At 71.7% G+C, this 24,092-nt stretch carries 19 protein-coding genes; 16 read left to right on the forward strand and 3 right to left on the reverse strand.

Annotated elements, in window-relative coordinates:
* The first annotated feature begins 79 nt into the window (after window positions 1–79).
* The 11 genes from V4Y03_RS31815 (at window position 80) to V4Y03_RS31865 (ending at window position 11,931) form a co-directional block, all read left to right on the forward strand.
* Entirely contained in the window at window positions 80–1,495 is a 1,416-nt protein-coding gene (locus tag V4Y03_RS31815) for a 2-hydroxymuconic semialdehyde dehydrogenase (RefSeq protein WP_332437478.1), read from the forward strand.
* Window positions 1,492–2,307, forward strand: a complete 816-nt coding sequence (locus tag V4Y03_RS31820; RefSeq protein WP_332437479.1) for a 2-keto-4-pentenoate hydratase — start codon at window positions 1,492–1,494, stop codon at window positions 2,305–2,307. Before V4Y03_RS31815 ends, V4Y03_RS31820 begins: the two co-directional genes overlap by 4 nt.
* On the forward strand, window positions 2,304–3,047 hold the full coding sequence (locus V4Y03_RS31825; protein ID WP_332437480.1) for a 2-keto-4-pentenoate hydratase: 744 nt from the start codon (window positions 2,304–2,306) through the stop codon (window positions 3,045–3,047). The genes V4Y03_RS31820 and V4Y03_RS31825 overlap by 4 nt, the downstream gene beginning before the upstream one ends.
* Window positions 3,044–3,487, forward strand: coding sequence for a RidA family protein (locus V4Y03_RS31830; RefSeq protein ID WP_332437481.1), 444 nt, complete (start codon window positions 3,044–3,046; stop codon window positions 3,485–3,487). The genes V4Y03_RS31825 and V4Y03_RS31830 overlap by 4 nt, the downstream gene beginning before the upstream one ends.
* The gene (locus V4Y03_RS31835; RefSeq protein WP_332437482.1) at window positions 3,484–4,056 is read left to right on the forward strand and encodes a 3-hydroxyanthranilate 3,4-dioxygenase; all 573 of its coding nucleotides are present in this window, start codon (window positions 3,484–3,486) and stop codon (window positions 4,054–4,056) included. Before V4Y03_RS31830 ends, V4Y03_RS31835 begins: the two co-directional genes overlap by 4 nt.
* The gene (locus V4Y03_RS31840) at window positions 4,053–5,075 is read left to right on the forward strand and encodes an amidohydrolase family protein (RefSeq protein ID WP_332437483.1); all 1,023 of its coding nucleotides are present in this window, start codon (window positions 4,053–4,055) and stop codon (window positions 5,073–5,075) included. Before V4Y03_RS31835 ends, V4Y03_RS31840 begins: the two co-directional genes overlap by 4 nt.
* Entirely contained in the window at window positions 5,072–5,986 is a 915-nt protein-coding gene (locus V4Y03_RS31845; RefSeq protein WP_317875097.1) for an acetaldehyde dehydrogenase (acetylating), read from the forward strand. Before V4Y03_RS31840 ends, V4Y03_RS31845 begins: the two co-directional genes overlap by 4 nt.
* Window positions 5,983–7,074, forward strand: a complete 1,092-nt coding sequence (gene dmpG, locus V4Y03_RS31850; RefSeq protein ID WP_332437485.1) for a 4-hydroxy-2-oxovalerate aldolase — start codon at window positions 5,983–5,985, stop codon at window positions 7,072–7,074. Before V4Y03_RS31845 ends, dmpG begins: the two co-directional genes overlap by 4 nt.
* Before the next feature lie 131 nt (window positions 7,075–7,205).
* Window positions 7,206–8,435 carry a kynureninase gene (gene kynU / locus V4Y03_RS31855; protein ID WP_332437765.1) on the forward strand — a complete coding sequence of 410 codons (1,230 nt, stop codon included), beginning with the start codon at window positions 7,206–7,208 and terminating at the stop codon, window positions 8,433–8,435.
* Between the two features lie 180 nt (window positions 8,436–8,615).
* Complete coding sequence (locus tag V4Y03_RS31860) at window positions 8,616–10,385, forward strand: hypothetical protein (RefSeq protein ID WP_332437486.1); 1,770 nt, start codon at window positions 8,616–8,618, stop codon at window positions 10,383–10,385.
* 172 nt (window positions 10,386–10,557) lie between these two features.
* Complete coding sequence (locus V4Y03_RS31865) at window positions 10,558–11,931, forward strand: amino acid permease (protein WP_317875100.1); 1,374 nt, start codon at window positions 10,558–10,560, stop codon at window positions 11,929–11,931.
* Between the two features lie 224 nt (window positions 11,932–12,155).
* On the opposite strand, the gene V4Y03_RS31870 is transcribed toward V4Y03_RS31865, so the two are convergent.
* Complete coding sequence (locus tag V4Y03_RS31870) at window positions 12,156–13,208, reverse strand: protein kinase family protein (RefSeq protein WP_332437487.1); 1,053 nt, start codon at window positions 13,206–13,208, stop codon at window positions 12,156–12,158.
* Window positions 13,209–13,574: 366 nt separating this feature from the next.
* Here V4Y03_RS31870 and V4Y03_RS31880 point away from each other — a divergent pair, with 366 nt between their 5' ends.
* The gene (locus tag V4Y03_RS31880) at window positions 13,575–13,724 is read left to right on the forward strand and encodes a hypothetical protein (RefSeq protein WP_317875102.1); all 150 of its coding nucleotides are present in this window, start codon (window positions 13,575–13,577) and stop codon (window positions 13,722–13,724) included.
* 324 nt (window positions 13,725–14,048) lie between these two features.
* Here V4Y03_RS31880 and V4Y03_RS31885 read toward each other — a convergent pair whose 3' ends face one another.
* Window positions 14,049–14,624 (reverse strand): hypothetical protein, encoded by a 576-nt coding sequence (locus V4Y03_RS31885; RefSeq protein ID WP_332437488.1) that lies wholly within the window; start codon window positions 14,622–14,624, stop codon window positions 14,049–14,051.
* A 1,302-nt stretch (window positions 14,625–15,926) separates the two neighbouring features.
* On the opposite strand from V4Y03_RS31885, the gene V4Y03_RS31890 reads away from it, so the two are divergent.
* A complete protein-coding gene (locus tag V4Y03_RS31890; RefSeq protein WP_332437489.1) occupies window positions 15,927–18,548 on the forward strand; it encodes an SdrD B-like domain-containing protein in 2,622 nt (873 codons plus the stop codon).
* Window positions 18,549–18,661: 113 nt separating this feature from the next.
* Window positions 18,662–19,504, forward strand: a complete 843-nt coding sequence (locus V4Y03_RS31895; RefSeq protein ID WP_332437490.1) for a hypothetical protein — start codon at window positions 18,662–18,664, stop codon at window positions 19,502–19,504.
* 176 nt (window positions 19,505–19,680) lie between these two features.
* Here V4Y03_RS31895 and V4Y03_RS31900 read toward each other — a convergent pair whose 3' ends face one another.
* Window positions 19,681–20,970, reverse strand: a complete 1,290-nt coding sequence (locus V4Y03_RS31900; RefSeq protein ID WP_332437491.1) for a right-handed parallel beta-helix repeat-containing protein — start codon at window positions 20,968–20,970, stop codon at window positions 19,681–19,683.
* Window positions 20,971–21,081: 111 nt separating this feature from the next.
* Here V4Y03_RS31900 and V4Y03_RS31905 point away from each other — a divergent pair, with 111 nt between their 5' ends.
* Both V4Y03_RS31905 and V4Y03_RS31910 read left to right on the forward strand, forming a co-directional pair.
* Window positions 21,082–22,284 (forward strand): Dyp-type peroxidase, encoded by a 1,203-nt coding sequence (locus tag V4Y03_RS31905; RefSeq protein ID WP_332437492.1) that lies wholly within the window; start codon window positions 21,082–21,084, stop codon window positions 22,282–22,284.
* Window positions 22,285–22,956: 672 nt separating this feature from the next.
* Window positions 22,957–24,051, forward strand: coding sequence for a UDP-glucuronic acid decarboxylase family protein (locus V4Y03_RS31910; protein WP_332437493.1), 1,095 nt, complete (start codon window positions 22,957–22,959; stop codon window positions 24,049–24,051).
* Window positions 24,052–24,092: the final 41 nt, after the last annotated feature.

The following is a 24,092-nucleotide window of genomic DNA, read 5'->3' on the forward strand; positions in this document are numbered from 1 at the left end:
GCGCAAGATACCGGCACACGCCGGGGGCCGATTCCGAGGCCCCGGCCTGGCGACGGAGGTCTGCAAGGTGCGCTCACCTGTGCGGCATTACGTGGGGGGCGGGTTCGACGCGTCGGGCGTCCCCTTCCCGCTCTTCGATCCGGCCCGTGGGATCGTCGTCGGCGAAGCGCCGTCGGCTTCCCGGGAGTTGGTCGACCGTGCGGTGGGCGCGGCGCGCGAGGCACTGCGCGGCCCGTGGGCATCCCGGAGCCCGGCGGACCGTTCGCGGCTGCTGCACCGGATCGCGGACGGCATCGAGCGGCGCTTCGACGAGTTCGTCGATGCCGAGTGCGCGGACACGGGGAAGCCCCGCGAGCTCGCCTCGACGGTCGACATCCCGCGTGCGATCGCCAACTTCCGGTCGTACGCGGACCTCCTGGCCGGTCGCGGCGAGCGGTCCTGGCACACGGCCACCCCGGACGGCCGTGGCGCGCTGAACTACACGGTGCGCAAGCCGCTGGGCGTGGTAGCGGTGATCTCGCCGTGGAACCTGCCGCTGCTGCTGCTCACCTGGAAGGTGGCGCCCGCCCTCGCCACGGGGAACACCCTCGTCGCCAAGCCCTCCGAGCTGACCCCGGGCACGGCGTGCCTGCTGGCGGAGGTGATGGCGGAGGCCGACGTGCCGGCGGGCGTCTTCAACGTCGTCCACGGCGGTGGTGCGGACGCCGCGGGGCAGTGGCTCACCGAGCATCCCGGGGTGGACGCCATCGCCTTCACCGGGGAGTCGCGCACGGGCGGGGCGATCATGCGCGCCGCCGCCGCGCGGCTGGCCCCCGTCTCGTTCGAGCTGGGCGGCAAGAACGCCGGGCTCGTCTTCGCCGACGCGGATCTGGAGCAGGCCGTGGCGGGCACCCTCCGCTCGTCGTTCACCCACAGCGGGCAGGTATGTCTGTGCACCGAGCGGGTGTACGTGGAGCGGTCGGTGTTCGACGCGTTCGCCGAGGCGCTGGCCGCCGGTGCCCGCGCGTTGAGCGGCTACGGCCCGATGGTCTCGGCAGCGCACCGCGACAAGGTCCTGGGCTACCTCGACAAGGCCGCGGCCGACGGCGAGGTGCTCGCGGGAGGTGGCGCGCCACGGTTCTCCGACGACCGGGACGGTGGCTTCTGGGTGGAACCGACCGTGCTGGCGGGGCTCCCGGAGGACCACCCGGTGGTACGGGAGGAGATCTTCGGGCCCGTCGTCCATCTGGCGCCGTTCGACACCGAGGAGGAGGCGCTGGCGTACGCGAACGCCGGGCCGTACGGGCTGGCCGCCACCGTGTGGACGGGAGACGTCGGCCGGGCGCACCGTGTCGCCCCCGCCCTCGACGTCGGAATCGCCTGGGTCAACACCTGGAACCTGCGCGACCTCCGCACCCCCTTCGGAGGCGTGAAGGCCTCCGGGATCGGCCGCGAGGGCGGCGATCACTCCCTGGACTTCTTCTCCGAGCCGATGAATGTGTGCGTGAAGCTGTGAGCACGGTGGACGAAGCGGTGGCGAGGGCCGCGGCGCGCCTCGACACGGCGCGCCTGACGGGCGTTCCCTGCGAGCCCGTCCGTGATCTGCTGCCCTCGGGGGACCTGGCGGCCGCCTATGCCGTCCAGACCGTCCTCGGCGAGCGCCGGATCGCGGAGGGACGCCGGGTCACCGGCTGGAAGATCGGTCTGACCTCGGCGGCCGTGCAGGCCCAGCTCGGCGTCGACACGCCGGACTTCGGCCGTCTGACGGACGACACGGCCGTGCCGGACGGCGCGGAGATCCCCTGGGGCACGGTGCTCCAGGCGCGGGCCGAGGCCGAGGTCGCCCTGGTTCTCGAACACGACCTCACCCATGAGCGGCACACCGTGGCCGACGTGATCCGGGCGACCGCGTTCGCGGTGCCCGCCGTCGAGGTGGTGGGCAGCCGGATCCGTGACTGGGACATCTCGGCCGTGGACACGATCGCCGACAACGCCTCCAGCGGCGCGTACGTCCTGGGCACCCGCCCCGTACCGCTGCGGGAACTCGATCTGCGGACCGTCGGCATGGTCCTTGAGCGGCGCGGTGAGCCCGTATCCACCGGGGCCGGTGCCGCCTGCCTGGGGAATCCACTGCACGCCGCCGTGTGGCTGGCCGACACGCTCGCGCGGCTCGGCCATCCGCTGCGCGCCGGGGACACCGTGCTCACCGGCGCGCTCGGCCCCATGACCACCGTCGAGCCCGGTGACGTGCTCGAAGCCCGCATCGACGGCCTCGGTTCGGTGCGCGCGGCCTTCGGGCGCACCGGGCGGGAGGGAGACACCCGATGAGCATCACGGCACTGGCCGAGGCGCTCGACTCGGCGGCGTGCGAAGGCCGTCCGCTGGCCGGCGGCGGAAGCGGTCTGAAGGACGTCGGGGAGGCGTACGCCGTCCAGGAGGCCCTGGTCGCCCGGCGGCTGGCCCGCGGCGAGCGGCTGACCGGCTTCAAGCTGGGCTTCACCAGCGTGGCCAAGATGCGGCAGATGGGCGTGTCCGACCTGATCCACGGGCGGCTGACGGACCGGATGGAGATTCCCGACGGTGGACGGTTCGACGCCTCCGGTCTCATCCACCCCCGGGTCGAGCCCGAGGTGGCCTTCCTGCTCGGCGACACGCTGCGCCCCGGAGCCGACCCCATGGCGGCGGTCGCGGCCGTGGCCCCCGCGCTGGAGGTCATCGACTCCCGGTACGACGGCTTCCGGTTCTCGCTTCCCGAGGTGATCGCCGACAACACCTCCGCCGCGGGGTACGCCCTGGGGCCCTGGAGCGCCCCGGGCGACCTGGGCAACCGCGGTGTCCTGCTGGAGCTCGACGGTCGCCTGGCCGAGGCCGGTTCCACCGCCGCGATCCTCGGGCATCCGCTGCGGGCCCTCGCCGCCGCGGCCCGGCTCGCCGGTGCGCTGGAGCCCGGCACGGTGATCCTGGCCGGTGCGGCGACCGCCGCCGTACCGCTGCCGGCCGGGACGCATGTACGGGCCACGGTCGCCGGCCTCGGCAGCGTCCGGTTCACCACCGGGGAGGGCGCGTGATCGTGCCCGGCGCCGCGCCGCCCCGCGGCCGATTCCCCCACTTCCGGCGTGCGGGCGACCTGGTCTTCGTCTCCGGTACGAGCGCGCGGCGCCCCGACGGCACGTTCGTCGGCGCGAGCGCCGACGCGATGGGGGTCACGGACCTCGACATCCGTGCCCAGACCCGTGCCGTGCTCGACAACATCGCGCGTCTGCTGGCCGCGGCGGGCGGCGGCCTGGAAGACCTGGTCTCCGTCACCACGTACCTGGTCGGCATGAACGACTTCGGCGGCTACAACGAGGTCTACGGCGAGTACTTCGACGAGGGCGGTCCGGCCCGCACCACCGTCGCCGTCCACCAGCTCCCCCACCCGCACCTGCTGATCGAGATCAGCGGCGTCGCCCACATCCCGCAGCACACCCCCGTGTCCCCCTCCCGGAGCAAGGAACCGCGCCCATGACCATGAGACCGTTCAACCTCCAGTCCTGGATCGAGGAACACCGCCACCTGCTCAGGCCGCCGGTCGGCAACGTCCAGATCTGGCAGGACGCCGAGCTGATGGTGACGGTCGTGGGCGGTCCGAACCGCCGCACCGACTTCCACGACGACCCGATCGAGGAGTTCTTCTACCAGCTCAAGGGCGACATGGTGCTCCGCGTCATGGACGAGGAGGGGAGCCCGCCGCGCGACATCCACATCCGTGAGGGGGACGTCTTCCTCCTCCCGCCGCACGTGCGGCACTCCCCGCAGCGGCCGGAGGAGGACAGCATCGGCCTGGTCGTCGAGTTCGCCAGGCCGCACGGTCAGCGCGACGCCTTCGAGTGGTACTGCACCGAGTGCCACCACCTGGTGCACCGCAGCGAGGTGCAGCTCACCTCGATCGTCGACGACCTCCCGCCGGTGTTCGACTCCTTCTACGGCGACGAGGCCGCGCGCGCATGCGGGAACTGCGGCGCCGTGCACCCGGGCAGGGACTGGCCCGAGGAGCTGCGTCCGCGCACCCGTCGCGACGAGGCGGGCGGCGCATGACCGTCGTCGACATCCACGCCCACGTCTTCCCGGAGATCGGCCGTGCCGAGTCGCGGCGGCTCACCGGCGCCGACGACGGCCCCTGGCTGCGGACCACGGACGGTCCCGACGCCGGGATGATGATGTCCGGATCCGTCGAGTACCGGCCGGTCCGCCGCACCCTGTGGGACCCGGCGGAGCGCGTCGCCGACCTGGACCGGCTCGGCGTGGACATCCAGGTGCTGTCCAGCACCCCGCTGCTCTTCGGTTACGGACTGGAGTCCGGGCGCGCCACCGACTGGTGCCGTACGGTCAACTCCCGCCTCCTCACGTACGGTGCGTACGCCCCGCACCGGCTGGCCCCGCTGTGCCAGGTGCCGCTCCAGGACACCGAGGCCGCCTGCGCCCTGCTCAGCGAGGCGATGCGCGAGGGGTTCCACGGTGTCCACATCGGCAACCACCTCGGCGACCTCGACCTCGACCACGGGGCGCTCCTGGAGTTCCTCACGCACTGCGCCGACGAGAACGCGGCCGTCCTGGTCCATCCCTGGGACCTGCCGGCCGGCCCGCGTTTCTCCCGTTACATGCTGGCCTGGCTGGCGGGCATGGCCGCCGAGACCCATCTGACCATCCTGTCGCTGATCCTGTCCGGCGCCTTCGAGCGTCTGCCGGCCTCGCTGCGGCTGCTGTTCGCCCACGGAGGCGGCAGCTTCCCGTACCTCCTGGGCCGGGCCGACAACGCGTGGCACCGCCGTGACCTCGTCCGCGCCGACAGCCCCCACCCGCCCTCGCACTACACCCGGCGCTTCTCCGTCGACTCGGCCGTCTTCGACCCCGGCGCGCTGCGCCTGCTCGTGGACGTGATGGGCGCGGAGCGGGTCCTGCTCGGCTCCGACCATCCCTTCCCGCTCGGCGAGGAGGAGATCGGCCGGCTGGTGCGGGACAGCGCGCTCACCCCGGACGAGACCGAGGCCGTCCTCGGCGGCAACGCCGTCCGCTTCTTCGGTCTCGCCCCGCTGCTGAAGGAGGCCGTCCGATGAGAGCAGCCGTGATCGGATCGGGCAACATCGGCACCGATCTCCTCATCAAGATCGTCCGGGGCTCGGGGAACGTCACCGCCGCCGCGATGATCGGCATCGACCCGGAGTCGGAGGGGCTCGCACGGGCCCGCCGGCTCGGTGTGCGGACCAGCGCGGACGGTGTGGCGGGGCTGCTGGCGCTCGACGACTTCGACGACATCGGCATCGTCTTCGACGCCACGTCGGCAGCCGCCCACCACCGGAACGCCGCCGCGCTCGCGCCGTACGGCAAGCGGATCGTCGACCTCACCCCGGCGGCCCTCGGCCCGTACGTCGTCCCGCCCGTCAATCTCGACGAGCACCTCGACGCCCCCAACCTGAACATGGTCACCTGCGGTGGCCAGGCCACCGTCCCGATCGTCGCCGCCGTCTCGGCGGTGGCACCGGTGCACTACGCGGAGATCGTCGCGTCGATCGCCTCGCGGTCGGCGGGCCCCGGCACCCGGGCGAACATCGACGAGTTCACCGAGACCACCGCCCGCGCCCTGGAGCGGGTGGGCGGCGCGGCCCGGGGCAAGGCGATCATCGTCCTCAACCCGGCGGAGCCGGCACTGCTGATGCGCGACACCGTGCACTGCGTCGTCGACGACTGCGACACGGATCGGGTGGCCGCCTCGGTGCACGCGATGGCCGCGTCCGTCGCCGCGTACGTGCCCGGCTACCGGCTCAAGCAGGAACCGCAGTTCCGCGCGCTGCCGGACGGTGATCCGCACACGCGCCTGGCCGGGGGCGGGCGGCTGCTCGTCTCCGTCTACCTGGAGGTGGAGGGCGCCGCCCACTACCTCCCGGCCTACGCCGGAAACCTCGACATCATGACCTCCGCCGCGCTGCGCACCGCCGAGCGCCTGGCCGAACGGAGTCCGGCCCGATGACCTCGGTCTACGTCCAGGACGTCACCCTTCGCGACGGCATGCACGCCGTGTCGCACCGCTACACCCTCGACCAGGTGCGGGCCGTCGCGGCCGCGCTGGAGGCCGCCGGTGTGGACGCCGTCGAGGTCGCCCACGGCGACGGCCTCTCCGGCTCCTCCGTCACCTACGGCCCCGGCGCGCACACCGACTGGGAATGGCTGGAGACGGCGGCCGAGGTGCTCGACCGGGCCAGGCTCACCACCCTCCTGCTGCCCGGTGTCGGCACGGCGGGCGATCTGCGCCGCGCCCACGCCCTCGGGGTCACGTCCGTGCGCGTCGCCACCCACTGCACGGAGGCGGACATCTCCGCCCAGCACATCGGTCTGGCCCGGGAGCTGGGGATGGACGTGGCGGGCTTCCTCATGATGTCCCACATGGCCCCGCCGGCCGAACTGGCCGCCCAGGCACGCCTCATGGAGTCGTACGGCGCGCACTGCGTCTACGTCACGGACTCCGGCGGCCGGCTGACCATGGACGGCGTACGGGACCGGGTCCGCGCGTACCGCGACGTCCTCGACCCCGCCACCGAGATCGGCATCCACGCCCACCACAACCTCGGCCTGGGCGTGGCCAACAGCGTCACCGCGGTGGAGGCGGGCGCGTACCGCGTGGACGCCTCGCTCGCGGGCCAGGGCGCCGGCGCGGGGAACGCGCCGCTGGAGCCGACGGTGGCCGTCTTCGACCTGATGGGCTGGGAGCACGGCTGCGACCTGTTCCCGCTGATGGACGCGGCGGAGGAGCTCGTACGGCCGACGCAGGACCGGCCCGTACGGGTGGACCGGGAGACGCTGACCCTGGGATACGCCGGGGTGTACTCCAGCTTCCTGAGGCACGCGGAGGCCACCGCCCTGCGACACGGTGTCGACACCCGGGACCTGCTCGTCGCGGCCGGACGGCGGCGGCTCGTCGGCGGGCAGGAGGACCTGCTCACGGACATCGCGCTGGATCTCGTCCGCGACCGTGACGCCGCCGCGCCCGCCCTCGCCCTGGCCGCCGCCTCCCTCTCCCGTACCCCCTCCCCCGCCGCTTCTCTCGCACCCACGGAGTGAACCTCGTGCCGACCGGAAGACCGATCGAACACCTCGCCGGAGCATGCTTCGCCCACCGCACCGCGACGCCTGCCGCACCCACCGAGGCGCTCGACGCCGCCGCACTGGACACCACCGCGCTGGAGGCCGCCATGCTCGACGCCGCCGCGCTGGACGCCGCCGACCCGCTCGCCCACGTCCGCGACCGCTTCCTCCTCCCCGAGGGAGTCGTCTACCTCGACGGCAACTCCCTCGGCGCCCTTCCCGCCGCCGTCCCCCCGGCGGTCGAGGACGCCGTGCACCGGCAGTGGGGCACCGACCTGATCCGCTCCTGGAACGCCAACGGCTGGTGGGAGGCCCCGGTACGGACCGGCGACGCCATCGGCCGGCTGATCGGCGCGGCCCCGGGGCAGGTGGTGGCCGGGGACTCCACCAGCGTCCAGCTGTTCAACACCCTGCTCGCCGCCGCCCGGATGCGCCCCGGCCGACGGCTGCTGCTGACCGATCCCGACCACTTCCCCACCGACCAGTACATCGCCGACTCGGTGGGGCGGCTCCTCGGCCTGGAGGTCCGCCGGGTGCCCGCACGCGAGGCCGCCGCGGTGCTGGCCGCCGAGGGGACGGACGTCGCCGTCGCCGCCTACGCCCCGGTGGACTACCGCACCGGCGAGCTGTACGACATGGCCGCGCTCACCGCCGCCGCGCACGCCGCGGGAGCCCTCGCGCACTGGGACCTGTGCCACGCGGCGGGCGCCCTGCCGATCGCACTCGACGCCGTGGCGGCGGACTTCGCGGTCGGCTGCGGCTACAAGTACCTCTCCGGCGGTCCCGGGGCCCCTGCGTTCGCCTACGTCGCCGACCGTCACCAGCGGGCCTTCGATCACCCGGTCACCGGCTGGCACGGGCACGCGGAGCCGTTCGCCATGGCCGGTACGTACGCCCCCGCCGCGGGCATCACCCGGGCCCGCATCGGAACGCCGGCCCTCCTCTCGCTGGTCGCCCTGGAGGCCGCGCTGACGGCGTACGACGGTGTGGACATGGAGTCCGTGCGGGCCAAGAGCCTCTCGCTGACCGGGTTCTTCCAGCAGTGCGCCGACACCCTCCTCGACGGGATGGGCTTCACCATGGCCACCCCGCGCGAGCCCGGGCGCCGGGGCAGCCAGGTCGCCCTGCGGCACCCGGAGGCGTACCCGCTGGTCGCCGCGCTCACCGCGCGCGGGATCATCGGCGACATGCGCGCCCCGGACCTGCTGCGGTTCGGCTTCAACGCCCTCTACGTCACGCACGCGGACGTGCTGCACGCCGTGTGCGCGCTGCGGGACATCGTGTCCACGGGTGCCCACCGGGCCGCCGCGTTCCAGCAGCGGGCGACGGTCACCTGACCGGTTCGCACGACCACCCGGCTCGCGCGATCCCCGAGGTCACCGCATCCGCGTGACCGCCGCGCGACCGGGTCCACGCCGGTCGGTCCCTTTCCGTACCGGCGGGCCGTGCCGTGCCTCCGCGCGGCCGGCGCCCCTTCGCACGTCCACTCTCCGCCGCCGAGAACCCGAGGACAGCCCATGCGATCCCTCCGCACACGAACGACCCTGGCCGCGGCAGTCGCCGCCGCCACCGCCGCGACCCTGCTCGTGCCGGGCGCTTCCGGCGCCACCACCGCGACCGCCGCCACCCGCGATCCGAACATCCCCGAGGTCTGCGCCGACCGCCGCCCGGAGCCGGCGGACCCCGGCGCGTACGGCATGCAGTTGGACGACACCTTCCGCCACCCGGCCCTCACCCCGGTCGACGAGGAGCACGAGCACTCCTTCCCGGGCCGCAACGAGGCGTACGACACCCGCTCGTACATCAAGAACATGAAGGTCGAAGCCGCTTACGAGGGAGAGGACTTCACCCCCGACTACTTCCACACCTGGCAGAACATCGTCGACTTCGACGGCCGCCGCTACATGTTCCAGTACGACCGCTCCGAGGGTCGCGTCTACGACATCACCGACGTGAGGAAGGTGAAGGTCGTCGAGCGGATGAGCCGCGGGGACGTGGACGGCGACGAGACGAGGTCCAACGGCGACTGGGCGGCCAACGACTACTGGGGCGCCTCCACCATCCAGTGGAACGACAAGCTCCGCGCGTACGTCATGGTGCAGAGCTTCGAGGACAAGCGGCAGATCCAGGAGCTCACCGACGACCCCGCGCACGACAAGTACAGCAACCCGGAGGGCGTCAGGAAGCTGCGGGAGAAGCCGGGGCTCAAGGGCTTCAAGGTCTTCCGCCTGGACGGTCCCCGCAAGAAGGACTGGAAGCTCCTCGCGACCGTCTCCACCGACGCCACCCAGAAGGACCCCCTCGGGAGCGACCCCGACACGGCGCAGCAGGGCTCCGGCTCCCTCGACACGCCGTACTGGACCGGCCGGCGGTACATGTTCATCGCGACGGCTCCCGACGACACGTACTCCCGCACGGAGTACCCCACCAACCTGCACTCGGCGGGCTACCAGTCCTGGGACATGGCCGACCCGGCCCACCCGAAGCTCCTCGACACCTGGCACCTGCCGGGCCAGCGGACGGGTGAGGACGCGGCGTACCGGAAGAACCCGCGCTGCGGCAACCGGACCAGCTGGATGGGCGCGCGGATGCCGCTGTTCATTCCCAAGCCCGTGGAACAGGGCGGGCGTTACGCGTTCGCGGCCATGGGCGGCTACGGCCTGACCGTCCTCGACATCTCGAACCCGTCCGACATGAGGACCGTGAGCCACCTGGACCTGCCGCCGTCCGTCTCGGGCACCGAGGGCGACAACATCGACGTCTCCCAGTACGAGAGGACCGGAATCATCTACTACTCCGGCTACCCCCTCACCGAGGACTGTTACGAGCCGTACAAGGACGTCTACCAGATCGACGCCAAGGACCCGAAGAACCCCCGCGTCGTCGGCGTCCTGCCCCGCCCGACCCCGCCGCCGTCGGCCGGCTTCACCGACTTCTGCCAGCGCCGCGGCAGCTTCGGCCCCAAGCGGACCGGCTCCTACACGAACCCCGGACGGCACACCCCCGGCGTGCTCGGCTACGGCTTCTACAACGCGGGCGTCCAGTTCTTCGACGTCTCCGACCCGGCCGCGCCGAAGATCGACGCGTACTTCGTGCCGAAGGCGTACGGCACCGGGACGCCGGACTACGCGTACGGCAACCAGACGCACGGCGTGTACGTGGAGTGGGACCGCAACATCGCCTGGGTGCTGACCAACCACGGCATCTACGCGCTGTCCTCGCCGAAGGTGCTGGGCAAGCCCGACCTGAACCGGCCCGAGAAGCCTTTCCGCACCAGCGAGTTCTGATCGCGGATCCGCCCCGTCCGCTCCCGCCCCCCGCAGCACTCCCGCCCCGCACCCGTACGGAAGGACACCCGCCATGGCCGCTCCGGAAAGACCCGCCCAGGCCCCCACGCCCTCTCAGGCTCCCGCCTCGCCTCCCCCTCCCGCCTCATCTGTCGGCGCGCACGGCGAGCCCGTGAAGGACACGGGCCTCGTCCGCTCCCTCACCCATCGTCAGACGACGATGATCGGCCTGGGCTCCGCGCTCGGGACGGGCCTGTTCCTCGGCTCCGGGTCGGCGATATCCGCCGCGGGACCCGCGGTGATCATCTCGTACGCGATCGGCGCCGTCCTGGTCGCCGTCATCGCGGTCCTGCTCGGCGAGATGTCCGCCGCGCATCCGGTGCAGGGCTCGTTCGGCGCCATCGCGCACCGGTACCTGGGCCCCTGGGCCGGCTTCGTCACCCGCTGGACGTACTGGTTCAGCGCGGTCGTGGTCATCGGTACGGAGGTCGTCGCCTCCGCGCTCTACATCCGCTGGTGGTGGCCCGGCGTGCCGATGTCGGCGGCCATCCTCGCGATCGCGACGCTGGTGCTCGCGGTCAACATCATCAACGTGAAGTCCTTCGGCACCACCGAGTTCTGGCTGTCCGCCATCAAGGTGACCGCGCTCGGAGCGTTCATCCTGTGTGCCGCCTTCCTCGTGTTCTTCGGCCTGCCGGACCACGAGGCCACCGGCTTCGCGCACCTCACCGACGACGGCGGGTTCGTGCCGCACGGTCCCAAGTCCGTCTGGATCGCCATGTCCGTGGTGATGTTCGCGTACGCCGGATTCGAGGTCGTCGCCATCGCGTCGGCCGAGGCCACCGACCCGCAGCGCTCCATCCGCACCGCGATGCGCCAGCTCGCCTGGCGGCTCAGCGTCTTCTACGTCCTGGCGATCACCCTGGTCGTGGCTCTGATCCCGTGGCAGCGTCTGGCCGCCGGTGACGGCAGTGTCGAGGCGAGCCCGTTCGTACGGGTCTTCTCCGACATCGGCGTGCCCGCCGCCGCGACACTCACCAACCTCGTCGTGCTCGTCGCGGCCGTCTCCGCCGCGAACGCCCACCTGTACGGTGCCTCCCGGCTCCTGCACTCCCTCGGCGACGACGGCCTCGCCCCGGCGCCCCTGGCCCGTCTCACCTCGCGCGGCGTCCCGGCCAACGCCCTCGCCGCCTCCACCCTGGGCATCGCGGCCGCCGCGCTGCTCGCCTTCTACGACGTCGCCGGCGTTTTCGGCATCCTGATGTCGATCGCGCTCTTCGCCGTACTGCTCGTCTGGCTGCTGATCCTCGCCTCGTACGTCGCCTTCCGGCGCCACCGGGACGCGCATCCCGAAGAGTTCACGGGGTTCAGCATCCCCGGAGGGAGCAGGCTCGCCCTCGTGGCCGGGGCCGGCGTGCTGGCCGTCGCCGCCACCGCGATCGAGGTCCCGGACATGCGCCAGGCGGCGGGCGTCGGGCTCACCTTCACCGTGGTCCTGCTCGGCTGCTACGCCCTGACCGTCTTCCGCCGGTCCCGAAGGACCTGAGGGACGGCAGGCCGAAGACCGGCGGTGCCGCCGTCGCACCGGTGACGCCCGTGGGGCCCCCGCAGCACTGCGGGGGCCCCGTGTCACGCTCGGTGAGCCACGTCGGTCAGAAGCGGTCCTGCCGCTCGGGGAGGCCCGGAGGCGTCTGCGGCGGGAGGTCCAGACGGTTCTGCGCCTGGGCGGGCGCGGCCCGGCAGGTCTGCGGAAGCTACCCGACGGCGGGTTCACCACCCGCCTGTGACCGGCTGCCGCGCCAGCGGATGGGGAGCTGCTCGGCTCTCCTGTTGAAACTCGCGATAGAAGTTGCCCATCACCGCGGCGACGGGTGCGTGACGGACAAGGAGCGACGCGACCGACGCGGGAACCCCCTCCGGAGGCACCCCTTGGGCGCACGCATTCACAAACGTTCTGCGTTCTTCCGGTGTGTGTCCGTAGAGAGCGACGGCCAGCCAGTTCACCAGGTGGGTGACGGCGTAGTACTGGTCGTAGGTGCGGTGCTGGTCGAAGAACTCGGCCTCGTCCCGTGTGAGGTCGAAGCGTGAGGAGATCGCGAGGCCGTAGTCGGTGAAGAAGAGCTGTCGGCCGTCGGTCAGGATGTTCTCGAAGTGGGCGTCGAAGTGCAGAAGCCCGCGGGCGTTCATGAACGAGATGCCGGCTTTCAGCTCGTCGTCGACCATGGCGCAGGACCGCTCGGCCGCCTCGTCGCTGGCGCCGATCTGGACGCCCAACCAGTCGTGCAGGTTCTGCGGGATGTATTCCAGGAACAGCACAAGGCTTGCCGTGGAATGCTGGAGAGCTTCGATCCGCCGGCGTACCGCTGATCCGCCTCCCCAGTAGGCGACAGCTCGATCCACATCGGCCAGTTCCTCGGGCAACGGCCGGCCGGAGTCTGGGATCACCCGCCAGTGGTGCATCAGGGGAAATCCCTCGTAGTCTCCCGCGACCACCCAGTTCGTCGTCATGGTGTGCGCGGCCAACTCCCGCCAGGCCCCGAACCCCGGGCCGCCGACGGTACCGATGCCGTAGTGACAGAAGGCCGGGAGTCCGAACAGGTCTGCGGTGGACTGAACATGTTCCGGCCGTCGCTCCAGATCGGTCAGCCGTACCTGCTTGACGAAGACCCGGGTTCCCTCGACGTCCAGCAGGACCGTTCTCCCGCCGATGCCCGACCCCAGCGGTGCGCCGGCGTCCACGAACTCCCGCAGACCGCGGTCGCTGTACAGCGCCAGCGATGTGGAAACGGCGCCGTGGGCGGCCAGACGCGCACCGCGGGACATATCAGGGCCCTTCACTCACGCCTCCAACCGTGCCCCGCCTCTTGTTCAACGGCTCCGGACGGGGGCCAAAGACCACCCTCCCACGTCGGAGCCGATGAGATGCGGCGTAACTGGTGCTGTTTCAGGTGCCGTTGAGGCCATGTGAAGAAGACCGAAGAGCCTGCCGAGAATTCCTGCGCACCTACTACCAGTGCCGTATATCGCTGTCCACGCGCACCGTCATCCACCTCGCCGGTCTGCTGCGACGCCATCCGAAGCTGATCCGTTCCGGGTGGCGGATCCTGCCGCCTGGAAGGATCGCGGTGATCGTCCTAGCCGTGCTGCGTCACGACACCAGCGCCTGGCCGACATGGCCGGCGCAACAACGTGTCCGAGTCCACCGTCCGCCGCTGGCGCGACGAGCTGATCGGCCTGCTCGCCGCGCAGGCCCCACGCCTGGACCGTGCCTTGAAGAAGGCCGCCAAGAAGGGCGGGGAGATCCAACCGCGTCCTCGCCATCGGACGCGCACCGGTTGAACACGGCTTCGCCCACCTCAAGAACTGGCGGATCCTCACCAAACGCCGCGCCGATCCCGCCCGCGCCACCCGCCTCCTGCGCGCGTTGCTCGTCCTGACGAACCTCGAAGTCAATCATGTCCGACGGGTACCGCCGGCGGCAGGTGGTGGCGCCCCGACCGAACCGACAGCCCACGCGAGAACATGCTTCTTCTGAAGCGGAGTTGACACCCGGAGCTCGGGCAGGGTGGAACGACGCGGGGCTCCTGGCGGCGCGGCCGGATCGACAACCGCTGCATCCGCCGGAAGCCCCGCCGCGTTTCCGCAGCCTGCCCGACAGCATCCTCAGGCGCCCAGAAGCCGTTCCGACAGCTCTTCGGCGAAGCGTGTCCGGTAGACGCTGTAGACGATGGTCTCGGGGGACTGACAGCCCCTGTGCTCCGGGTCCGTGACAGCCCCGTCCCAGGGAGCCACCTCGTCAGGGAGCAGTGACGTACGGCCGAGATACGCCTGCGCGACCTCTTCCAGGCCGAGTTCCCCTGCCGTCACCAGCCGCCACAGTCCGCGGCCCTGCCCGACCACCCACATGCACAGGTCTTCGGTACTGTCCTCGGACCAGATGTCCCCGTCGACGCTCACGCCTTTCGAGAAGTCGACCAGCGCCTCTGCCGCGTCCAGGTAGGCGAGCGCGAAGTCCTCGAGAACCTCCCGGGGCTGCGACCCCAGCCACGACTCCAGGGCAGACAGACGCGGTCGTGTCGCTTCCAGGACTTCCCAGAACCAGTCGGGAACATGATCCGATTCCACTTCGGCTCCCACCTCGACGGCTGCGGTATCCGCCCGACCGTACAGCGGGCCGGAGCCCGCGGTCACTCCAGCCCTCCCGTCGCCGGACAGCGCGCTGACCGTCCGCGCGGTCACCGGTCTACAGTCAGGTGCCGAGGCATGCGAACCGTTCCTAACGGCCGTCACAACGAGCCAGGTGACCAGGAGCTTCCCAGTGCCGCCCCGCGCTCCGGACCGAAGAGGTCAGCGGCTTCGAGTGGTGGTCGTTCGAGGACTCTGCCTCGCCGACCGTCCGCGCCGGCGCGGCTAGCGTCAGCCGTCGTGGTGGCCGTAGGCACCGAGAATCTGCTCGGCGTTCTCGCCCCGGAAGACCTCGTGCACATGCAGGTGCTTGGAATCCTGGTACAGACGGGGTTCGTGGTCACCGAGCACGACCCGTGCTCCTTATCGGCCCTTGCGGCCGTCTCGCGTACCGGACCGAAGACAGCGACGAGCACTTCGCGTGCATCGTGCGAGGGCGGACGTTCGCGGACCGTGCACCGACGCATCGACCACCGCCCTTCCGCCGTGGCAGCACGGCCCGCGTCACCTGCGGAACGAGGTGGAGACCGCGTACGCCTGGTGGACCCACACCGGCCGGCCCGGACCCGACCGGTTCGGCCTGACGGTCAACGCCACCAGTGGAACCACATGGTTGGACAACCCGGATCAGCCCGTCCCGCTGGCCGACTGACCGCATGACACCCCGCTCGGGCGCTGCCCCTCCCCGTGGCGCACGAGCGGGGTTCTCGACGTCTGGATCGCGGTCATGCGGTGAGCAGGACACGCCGACGCCATGCTCCCCGAACTCGGCGACATATTGTCGTCAGTCAATCAATCGCCGCTTTCTACAGCGACCGATACGCACTCTCGTTTCTCGGTTCTGGCACAGATCTTGGGGAGCGGTCGCGGAGTCACCGGGGCAACAGCATGGGTCGGGTCAGCCCCAGGGCCCTTCCGGAGTTCCGGACCACCTCGCGGGCGTCAGAATGTTCTAAGGGCGAACAGTGTGGCGTCAATCGCGTAGCGGAACATCCCCTGAAATCGCTTTCGCGCCTGCGGCCTGGGAAAAGGCCGCCGAAGGAGGGGCGTGCGGAGGATGTTTTCTTCATTCCTTCACGATGTTATGTAAAGCCCCCCTAAGATCGCTGACGAGACGGTTATCCGCATCTCTGTGTACTCCCTCATGAGCCGGGCGAAAGCCCCTTACAGTGCTGAGAGCAGGGGATGACATTCACATATGACGCCGCCAAGAGAGCCACGCCCGACCCGCGAAGGCCTCGGTGGGGCGTGCTCGGCCGCCGTACCGTCGGCTGTCTGGGCCTGCTCGCCTTGGGAATCGGCAGTGGCACGTTAGCCGTGGCTCCTGCGGCGTATTCGCAGGCAGATGAAGGATCCGTGACGGTCCGGGTGATCCGGGCCGTGGACGACAGCGGTGTGTGGACACCCGCGCTGGAGCCGGGCATCGCCGGCGTCAGGGTGACCCTCACCGACGACGCGGGAGTGGGCGTCGAGGAGGTCACGGCGGCCGACGGCACCGTGACGCTCACTCCTCCGGAGGCCGGGGCCGCCAACGGCAAGTACCGCGTCCAGGTGGTCAACCCGAAGCCGGGTGTGCTGTTCCCGGCCTTCGCCTCCCGTCAGGGGCTGGAGGGTGCGCCCGACCGGCTCAGCAGCAACGAGGAGTTCGTCGACCTCTCCGGCGGCAAGAGCGTGGCCTACACCACCGGACTGTGGAGCCCCGCCGACTACTGCCAGAAGAACGCGCCCTTGGTGACGACCTGCCAGCCCGCCACGCGTGAGGGCGGGACACAGCGCACGCTGGTCTCCTTCCCCTACTCGGCGCGCGGCCAGGACGGCGTCGACGTCAACGTTACGAACGTCGCCACCAACGCCGAGACCGGCACCCTGTACGGCATCGCGTGGAGCAAGGCCGACAAGCGGGTGTTCTCCTCGGCGGTGGCCAAGCGCACCACGGACTACGGTCCGGGCGGCGCCGGGGGAATCTACGTGACCGACCTGGCGCAGAAGAAGACCACCCTCTTCACGGTCGTCCCGGACGCGGGCACCACCGCGCACGGCCCGGGCACCGACGACGCCTTCCTGACCGTGCCGGGAAAGGAGAGCCTGGGCGGCATCAAGGTCACCGACGACGGGCAGGACCTGCTCGTCGTCAACCTCAACAACCGCAAGCTCTACCGCTACGACGCCAAGGCGGCGACGGCGTCGGCGCCCGAGGCCGCCACGGCCATCCCCGATCCGGGCTGTCCGGCGGCGGCGGACTGGCGTCCGTTCGGCCTCGGCCTGCACGACGGCGTCGGCTATGTCGGCGGGGTGTGCTCCGGTGAGTCAACCGGGAAGTCCTCGGATCTGCGTGCCGTGGTCCTCCCCTTCGACATCGCCACCGGCGCGTTCCAGCGGCCGGTCCTCGACCAGCCACTGGACTACCCGCGCCAGTCCACGGTCGGCGCGCCGCCGTGCGACGGAGCGGGCTGGTTCCCCTGGACCGGGACCTACCCGACCTCCCAGAACGGCCAGGCGTGCGCGACCTACATCGCCCAGCCCGAACCGCAGCTGGGCGAGGTCGACTTCGAGTCCGACGGCTCCATGCTGCTGGCGTTCCGCGACCGCTTCGCCGACCGCGCACCGGCGGGACCCGCTTCCGGCTCGGTCGGCACCGTGATGTCCGGCGGCGACCTGAACAAGGCCTGCCTGGTGGACGGCGCGTACGTGATGGACACCAACAACGGCTGCGGGCTCTCCCCTCGGGGCACCCGGTTCTTCGACACCAGCCGGATGGGTTCCCACCACAACGCCTCCTTCGCGGGCATGGCGTTCTCCAAGGTCGAGGACACCATCGCGACCTCGGGTTTCGACCCCAACAGCACCGCCTTCGGATACGGCACCACCTTCAACAAGCGGGACGGCAGCCAGGACCCCAAGTCCGGTCTGCGTCTCAACCCGGCCCGCTCGGTGGCCCCGTTCGGCAAGGGCGCCTCGATGGGCGACCTGGAGGTGCTCTGCGACCGCGCCCCGCTCCAGATCGGCAACCGGGTCTGGTACGACCCCGAGCGCACCGGCCTCCAGAAACCGGGCCAGCGGCCGGTCGCGGGCGCGACCGTCCACCTGTACGACGAGACCGGCAAGCTCGTGGGGACGACGGTGACGTCGCCGCGCGGCGAGTACTACTTCGACGACTCCAACGTCGCCGGCGGCCTCCAGCCGAAGACCAAGTACACCATCCGGCTCGACAACCCGGCCGACTACGCCAAGGACGGGCCGCTCCATCAGTGGGTGCCCACCAAGGCGGGCGTCGGCGACAACCGCTTCATCGACTCCAAGGGCGTCGTCCCGCCAGGGGGGAGGTTCCCCGAACGGGCGCTGACCACCGGCGGGCCGGGGCAGAACGACCACACGTACGACTTCGGCTTCCGGCAGCAGGAGGGCGCGCTGCGCCTGGTCAAACAGGACCAGGGCGGCAAGACCCTGGCCCGTGCCACGTTCCAGCTGTGGAAGGAGACGAACGGCTCCGAGGGCCTGCAGATTTCCGGCGCCGCACCGGACACCCGGGTGGGCGGACCCTGCGTGACCCGTGGCGACGGACGCTGCGGGGGTACCGGCACGACGGGCACCTACTACTGGCAGGAGGTCAAGGCGCCGGACGGCTACGCCCTTCCGAAGGAGCCGGTGTTCGGGCCGCTGGTGCTGACCTCCGACAACCTCGACCGCGGGGTCTCGGTGACGGCGGTCAACAAGCGGCTCTCCAAGCCGACGCCCAAGCCGACACCGACGTCGAAGCCCAAGCCGACCACGCCGGCACCGGGCGCTCCCGGTGAACCGGGACCCCCTGGTGCGCCGGGGGCACCGGGCGCCCCGGGTGACGGCTCCGGCTCGGGTGGTCTGGCGGCCACCGGCACCAGCCTGGCGGGTCCGTTGGCGGCGGGCTGCGGTGCGCTCGTCGTCCTCGGCGCGGCGCTGGTCGTGACGATGCGGCGCAAGCGAAAGGGACAGCAGCCCTAGCGCTTGAGCGGGGCGACCGGCACCGGTGACCATCCGGTCCGGCTCGGGCGGGTTCACGGACCAGAGGTCCGTGAACCCGCCCTCCTGTGCGACCGACGAGGGAGAGCGAGCACATGATGAGGAAGAAGAGGAAGCCCGGCGTCCGTGAGCCGCGCCGGGCCCTCTGGTTCAGAACGCTGGCCGCGATCACGGCGTGCGGCGCCGTGGTGGGCGGCCTGGTGGCCTGGCGCGCCTTCTCCGCCGGCACCGTCACGGACCGGCCGGTGACGACGGAGGAGGCGTCCAGGCTGGCGCTGTCCCGGCTGGGCCTCTACCGGGCCAGTCCCGTGGCGGTGACCCTCACCACCGCCGAGGGCGGCGACGTGGTGGTGCGGGTCCAGGGGGTCGTGGACTACCGGAACCACAGGGCCGTGGGGACGTACCGGGTCACCGGTGCCTCAGGGACATCGCGGCCCTCGGGAGCCGCAGGCCCCCCGTCGAAGCGGCTCGACCAGGGGCTGATCGTCTGGGACGCGGGCGGCCTCGGCCTGGCACCCGCGCCCGAGGGCGACGGCAGCCCGTTCTGGCAGCAGGCCGAGCGTGTCCCGCGCTCCGGCTGGTCCGGGCGCTCCTATACGTCCGACCCGCTGGACGCGGGGCTCCAGTTGCTGATCGGGCTGGGCGCGGACCGCCCCGACAACCCGCTGCTGCTCGCGCAGTCCGGGGCGCGCTGGCTGGCGCGCGAACGCCTCGACGGCCGTGACTACGACCGGTTCGCGGGGCCGCGGGCCCAGGGTGCCGCCCGGGGCACGGGACCGGACGGCGGACGGTCGCCGCTGACGTACTGGGTCGACGGCGACGGCGGGCTGCGACGGGTGACGATGCGGATGCCGGGACTGGGTGTCCCGGCCACCCTGGAGTTCTTCGGACGCGACGGCCGCGCGAAGCTCCCCGAGGCGCCGTGGATCACGCGTTGATCCGGCTCCTGGCCCCGGCACGTCCCTCCACCCTGGAACGGGGTGCCGCGGACCTGCCGGACCGGGCTCGGGGCGGTGGGGGCGACCGGTCGAGCCCCGTCTCGGACCGCCCGGGCCGGCTCGGGGCCGTGGGAGACGACCGGTCGAACCCCCGCCTCGGACCGCCCGGATCGTACTCAGCGGGCGCGCGGCACGGCCTCCGCGTTCTCCGGGAGCGGGTAGGCGGCCGGGTCGACGGCCCCGGGCAGACCGGTCGCCGGACGGCCCGGGGCCCCTGGGTCCGACAGGGGCGGCTGGGCGGGCGGGGCCGGTACCTCGTCGAACGGGATGCCGGGTGGTACCTGCACCGGGGTCGTCCGGCCCTCGGACGGCACCTCACCGCGGCGGGGGGTGCCGCAGCCCGCGAGACGCTCCAGGGAGGCGGGGCTCTGCGTGGCGGGCCGGTTGCCCGTGAAGCAGTTGCCGGGGTCGGCCGAGGCCAGGACGAGATCGGTGCCGTTGCCGGTGGCGCGGTTGTCCTCGACGCGGTTGCCGCTCGCCGGATGGCCCGGCGGATCGGTCACGACCACCCCGGCCGCCCGGTTGCCCCGGACCAGGTTGCGCTGGACGCGGTTCCCGGTGCCGCCGCCGATCCCGATCCCGATGCCGAAGCCCCCGTCCGCCTGCTCGGGCGTGTCGGGCGCGTTGTTGTCGACGACCGCGTTACCGGCGATCACCGCGCCGCGCTGCGGGGCGAGGGCCTCCAGGTCATTGGAGTTGACCGTGATGCCGACCCGGTTACGGGCGACCCGGTTGCCCAGCACGAACAACCGGTCCGACGCGTTGGTCAGTTCGACGCCGACGGCGTTGCGCTCCACGGTGTTGTCCCGGACGACGGTGTCGCAGGGCTTGCACTGGCCGACGTAGATGCCGGAGTCGGCGTGCCCGGAGGCGTACGAGCCCTCGATCACGCCGTCGCGCGCGTCGAAGGCGTAGATGCCGTACAGGCCGTTGTCGTACGCCGTCACCCGGCTCGCGCGGAAGCCCCGGAGAGCGGGGAAGCGCTTGGTGTCCAGCGGGTCGTAGGCGGAGCCTCCGGCGCCGCGCTGTTGCAGTCGTTCGTCGGTCACGCCGGTGAACAGCACGCCGTTGGCGAGATAGCCGCGCACGGTGAGGTTCTCGACCACCGAGCCCGCACCGGTCACGGTGATGCCGTTGGCCAGTCGCACACCGCCGTCGAAGACCACCTTGTTGCGGTCCGTTCCGCGCAGCACCACACGGGGCTTGGTGACGCGCACGCTCTCCCGGTACACGCCCGGACCGATCAGCACCGTCTCGCCCTCGCGCGCGGCGTCCGCCGCCTCCTGCACGGTGGGGTAGTCCCCCGGGACACGCAGCACGCTCCCGGCGGGATGCCGCGCGTCGGAGGACGCCGTCTCCGGACCGGAGCAGCCGGTGGCGGCCAACGCGACCGCGACGACGAGCACCGACAGCCGCCGAGCCGTCCTCCACCCGCCCGATGGGCCGCCCGGACGTGCCAACGGGCCTCGTGAACACAGGATTTGCATGGATGTTGTTTTATCGTCTCCAATGAGCCCATGCCCACCGATCAGGGAAAAGAACAGGATTCATCCCGGCCCTCGGCCCGGGTGGGGCGGCGCCGGGCACTTCTGGCCGGCGGAGCGGTGCTCGCGGCCGGGATCGGCGCGGCGGGCGGTGAACTGGCGCGCGGCGACCGCGCGGACGGCCGATCCTCCGACGGCGCCCCCGCGGGTCCGATCCCCTTCCACGGTCCCCGGCAGCTGGGCGTCACGGCCCCTCAGCAACCGGCCACGCAGCTGCTCTCCCTGGACCTCCCGCGGACCTCCGCCACCGCCGACCGGACGACCCTGCGCGACGTCCTCGGCGCGCTGACCGGCACGCTCGCCGCCGCCGCGTCCGGCGCCCCGCCGGACCCCCGGCTCCAGGGCGGTGACACGACCCGGCTCACCTCGCTGGTCGGCGTCGGGCCCGCGCTCGCCGCCCGCCTCCGTCTCGGCGTCCCCGCTTCCCTCACCGAACTGCCGTCCTTCCCCGACGACCGCCTCGACCCGCGCCGCAGCGACGGCGACCTCCTGGTCCAGCTGTGCGCGGTCGACCGCTGGACCCTCACCGTCGTCGCCGAGCTCGTCGCCGCCGCCGCGCACGGCGCCGGAGCCACGACGCGCTGGACCCAGTCCGGTTTCCTCCCTCACACGGCCCCCGGCACCACCCCCCGCAACCTCTTCGGCTCCAAGGACGGCACCGCCAATCCCGACCGGACGGCGGCCGAGCGGTGGGTCTGGGGCCCACCCGGAGCCCACCGGAACGGCACCGTGCTGGTCTACCGCAGGATCCACATGGACGTCGCGGGCTTCGCGGCCCTCCCGGAGGCGCACCGCGACCGGGCGATGGGGCGCCGTATGCGCGACGGAGCCCCGCTCAGCGGCACGGCGGAGCACGACGAGCCGGACGTCTACGCCAAGAACCCGAACGGCTCCTACGTCATCCCCGCCACCGCCCATGTGCGTCTCGCCAGCCCGCGCTTCGACCGCGGCGCCCGTATGCTCCGGCGCAGCTACAGCTACGACGACGGCCCGGCCGACCGCGGACTCCTCTTCTGCGCGTTCATGCGCGACCCGGAGCAGTTCACCCGCGTCCAGAACCGCCTGTCCGCCCGCGACGCCCTCAACCCCTTCCTCGAACACCGGGCCTCGGCCGTGGCCTACGTCCTGCCCGGCGCCCCGAGCACCGCAGTCCTCGGCGAACAGCTCTGGACCTGAAGCCGGCCGGGGCGAAGTGCCCGGAGATCCGAGGGCGCCGTGCCGGCATCCGAGCCGGTCAGAGCGATCCCCACTCGCTCCGGGGCGTGGTTGAGCCGCGTGGTGAACCGTGCGTACGGGGCGGCCAGCCGGGAGAACGGCTCGGCGAACGTCCGGCGCGGGCAGTCCGCCGACCACCTCGACCGTACCGAACGCGGCCGTGCCGCCTCGGCCTCCACCTCGTCGATCCCTTCGAACACCAGCGAGCCCCAGAACGGTGCGTCGGTCCGCATGACCAGCACCCCTCACCGTCCACAACCGACCGCATCAGCTGTCGACAGGCACCTGAGGGAGCGTCGATTCCGACCGTCCTCCGACGCGGCGGGCACGAGGGTTGTCCGAGGGCGGTCTCGCACACCGATTCAGACACGTGCGGGTGACACCGTCTGATTACGCCGTTCGGCATGCGACCTAACCACGAACTGCGCGGTGGAGCCGAACGCTCCCCCGCACGTCACCCGCCGATCAGCCCAGCCGGCGAATCGCTTCCGCAGAAATGACCACACATGCCCATACTCTCGTTCTGCGTCTTCCGGGATGGCTCTGTTTTTCGGATCTTCAGGTCATTCCGTCGTTCGATTATCCGTGCGAGCGGATCTTTAATTCATTCCGCTTCTCATCCCTGGAGAACACATGCGCGTTGCCGTGACCGGTGGCGGTGGTTTCCTTGGGTCACACCTGTGCGAGGCGCTTCTGCGGCGCGGCGACTCCGTGGTGTGCCTCGACAATTTCTCGACGGGCGACCCCGAGAACATCGCTCCTCTCCTGGCCCACCCGGCCTTCGAGTTCCAGCACGCCGACGTGAGCGAGTCCGTGAAGGTCGCCGGCCACGTCGATGCCGTCGCCCACCTGGCCTCCCCGGCCTCCCCTCCCGACTATCTGCGCCACCCGCTGGAGACGCTCGCGGTCGGAAGCCGCGGCACCGAGAACGCCCTCCACCTGGCCCTGCGTCACAGCGCGCGCTTCATCCTCGCGTCGACGAGTGAGATCTACGGCGATCCGCTGGTCCACCCGCAGGAGGAGACGTACTGGGGCAACGTCAACTCCATCGGCCCCCGCAGCGTCTACGACGAGGCGAAACGATACGCCGAGGCAGTCTCCGCCGCGTACCGCCGCACGCACGGAGTCGACGTCGGCATCGCCCGGATCTTCAACACCTACGGCCCCCGCATGCGCCCGCACGACGGTCGTGTGGTGTCCAGCTTCATCACCCAGGCCCTGACCGGCGAACCGCTCACCATCTACGGCGACGGCGGGCAGACCCGAAGCTTCTGCTACGTCGACGACCTGGTCCGAGGCCTGGTCGCGCTGCTCGACTCCTCCGAACTGGGACCCTTCAACCTCGGGAACCCGGTCGAGCGCTCCGTCTCCGAACTCGCCCGCATCGTACTGGAGATGACCGGCTCGTCCTCCGAGGTGAAGCACCACCCGCTGCCGGTCGACGACCCGGTCCGCCGCCGCCCGGTCATCACCCGCGCCCGCGAGGTACTGGGCTGGGAGCCGGAGATCGACATCACCGAGGGCCTGCGTCGCACCGTCGCGTACTTCGGCGCCCACCCGGATCGCCTCGTCGCCTCGGCCGCGTCGATCCGCGGCGGCCAGGACGAGACGGTCCCCCTGGCCGCGGCGACGCCGGCGCCCCTCACGCCGCAGTCGATCCCCGGCCCGGCCGGCGCCGCCACCGGCGTCGCGGCCTCCGCGCCCGGGGCCACCGTCGCGGGTGGCTGACCCAAGGGCCGCGGCGGGCCTCCTGCCGGTCCCGCCGCGGC

The organism is Streptomyces sp. P9-A4 (genome assembly GCF_036634195.1).
Lineage (GTDB): Bacteria > Actinomycetota > Actinomycetes > Streptomycetales > Streptomycetaceae > Streptomyces.

Bases quoted from the DNA above. Each gene is read 5' to 3' on its own strand.
- V4Y03_RS31825 (WP_332437480.1), top strand. From the start codon at position 2,304: ATGAGCATCACGGCACTGGCCGAGGCGCTCGACTCGGCGGCGTGCGAA.
- V4Y03_RS31835 (WP_332437482.1), top strand. From the start codon at position 3,484: ATGACCATGAGACCGTTCAACCTCCAGTCCTGGATCGAGGAACACCGC.
- V4Y03_RS31840 (WP_332437483.1), top strand. From the start codon at position 4,053: ATGACCGTCGTCGACATCCACGCCCACGTCTTCCCGGAGATCGGCCGT.
- V4Y03_RS31845 (WP_317875097.1), top strand. From the start codon at position 5,072: ATGAGAGCAGCCGTGATCGGATCGGGCAACATCGGCACCGATCTCCTC.
- dmpG (WP_332437485.1), top strand. From the start codon at position 5,983: ATGACCTCGGTCTACGTCCAGGACGTCACCCTTCGCGACGGCATGCAC.
- kynU (WP_332437765.1), top strand. From the start codon at position 7,206: ATGCTCGACGCCGCCGCGCTGGACGCCGCCGACCCGCTCGCCCACGTC.
- V4Y03_RS31860 (WP_332437486.1), top strand. From the start codon at position 8,616: ATGCGATCCCTCCGCACACGAACGACCCTGGCCGCGGCAGTCGCCGCC.
- V4Y03_RS31870 (WP_332437487.1), bottom strand. From the start codon at position 13,208: ATGTCCCGCGGTGCGCGTCTGGCCGCCCACGGCGCCGTTTCCACATCG.
- V4Y03_RS31895 (WP_332437490.1), top strand. From the start codon at position 18,662: ATGATGAGGAAGAAGAGGAAGCCCGGCGTCCGTGAGCCGCGCCGGGCC.
- V4Y03_RS31905 (WP_332437492.1), top strand. From the start codon at position 21,082: ATGCCCACCGATCAGGGAAAAGAACAGGATTCATCCCGGCCCTCGGCC.
- V4Y03_RS31910 (WP_332437493.1), top strand. From the start codon at position 22,957: ATGCGCGTTGCCGTGACCGGTGGCGGTGGTTTCCTTGGGTCACACCTG.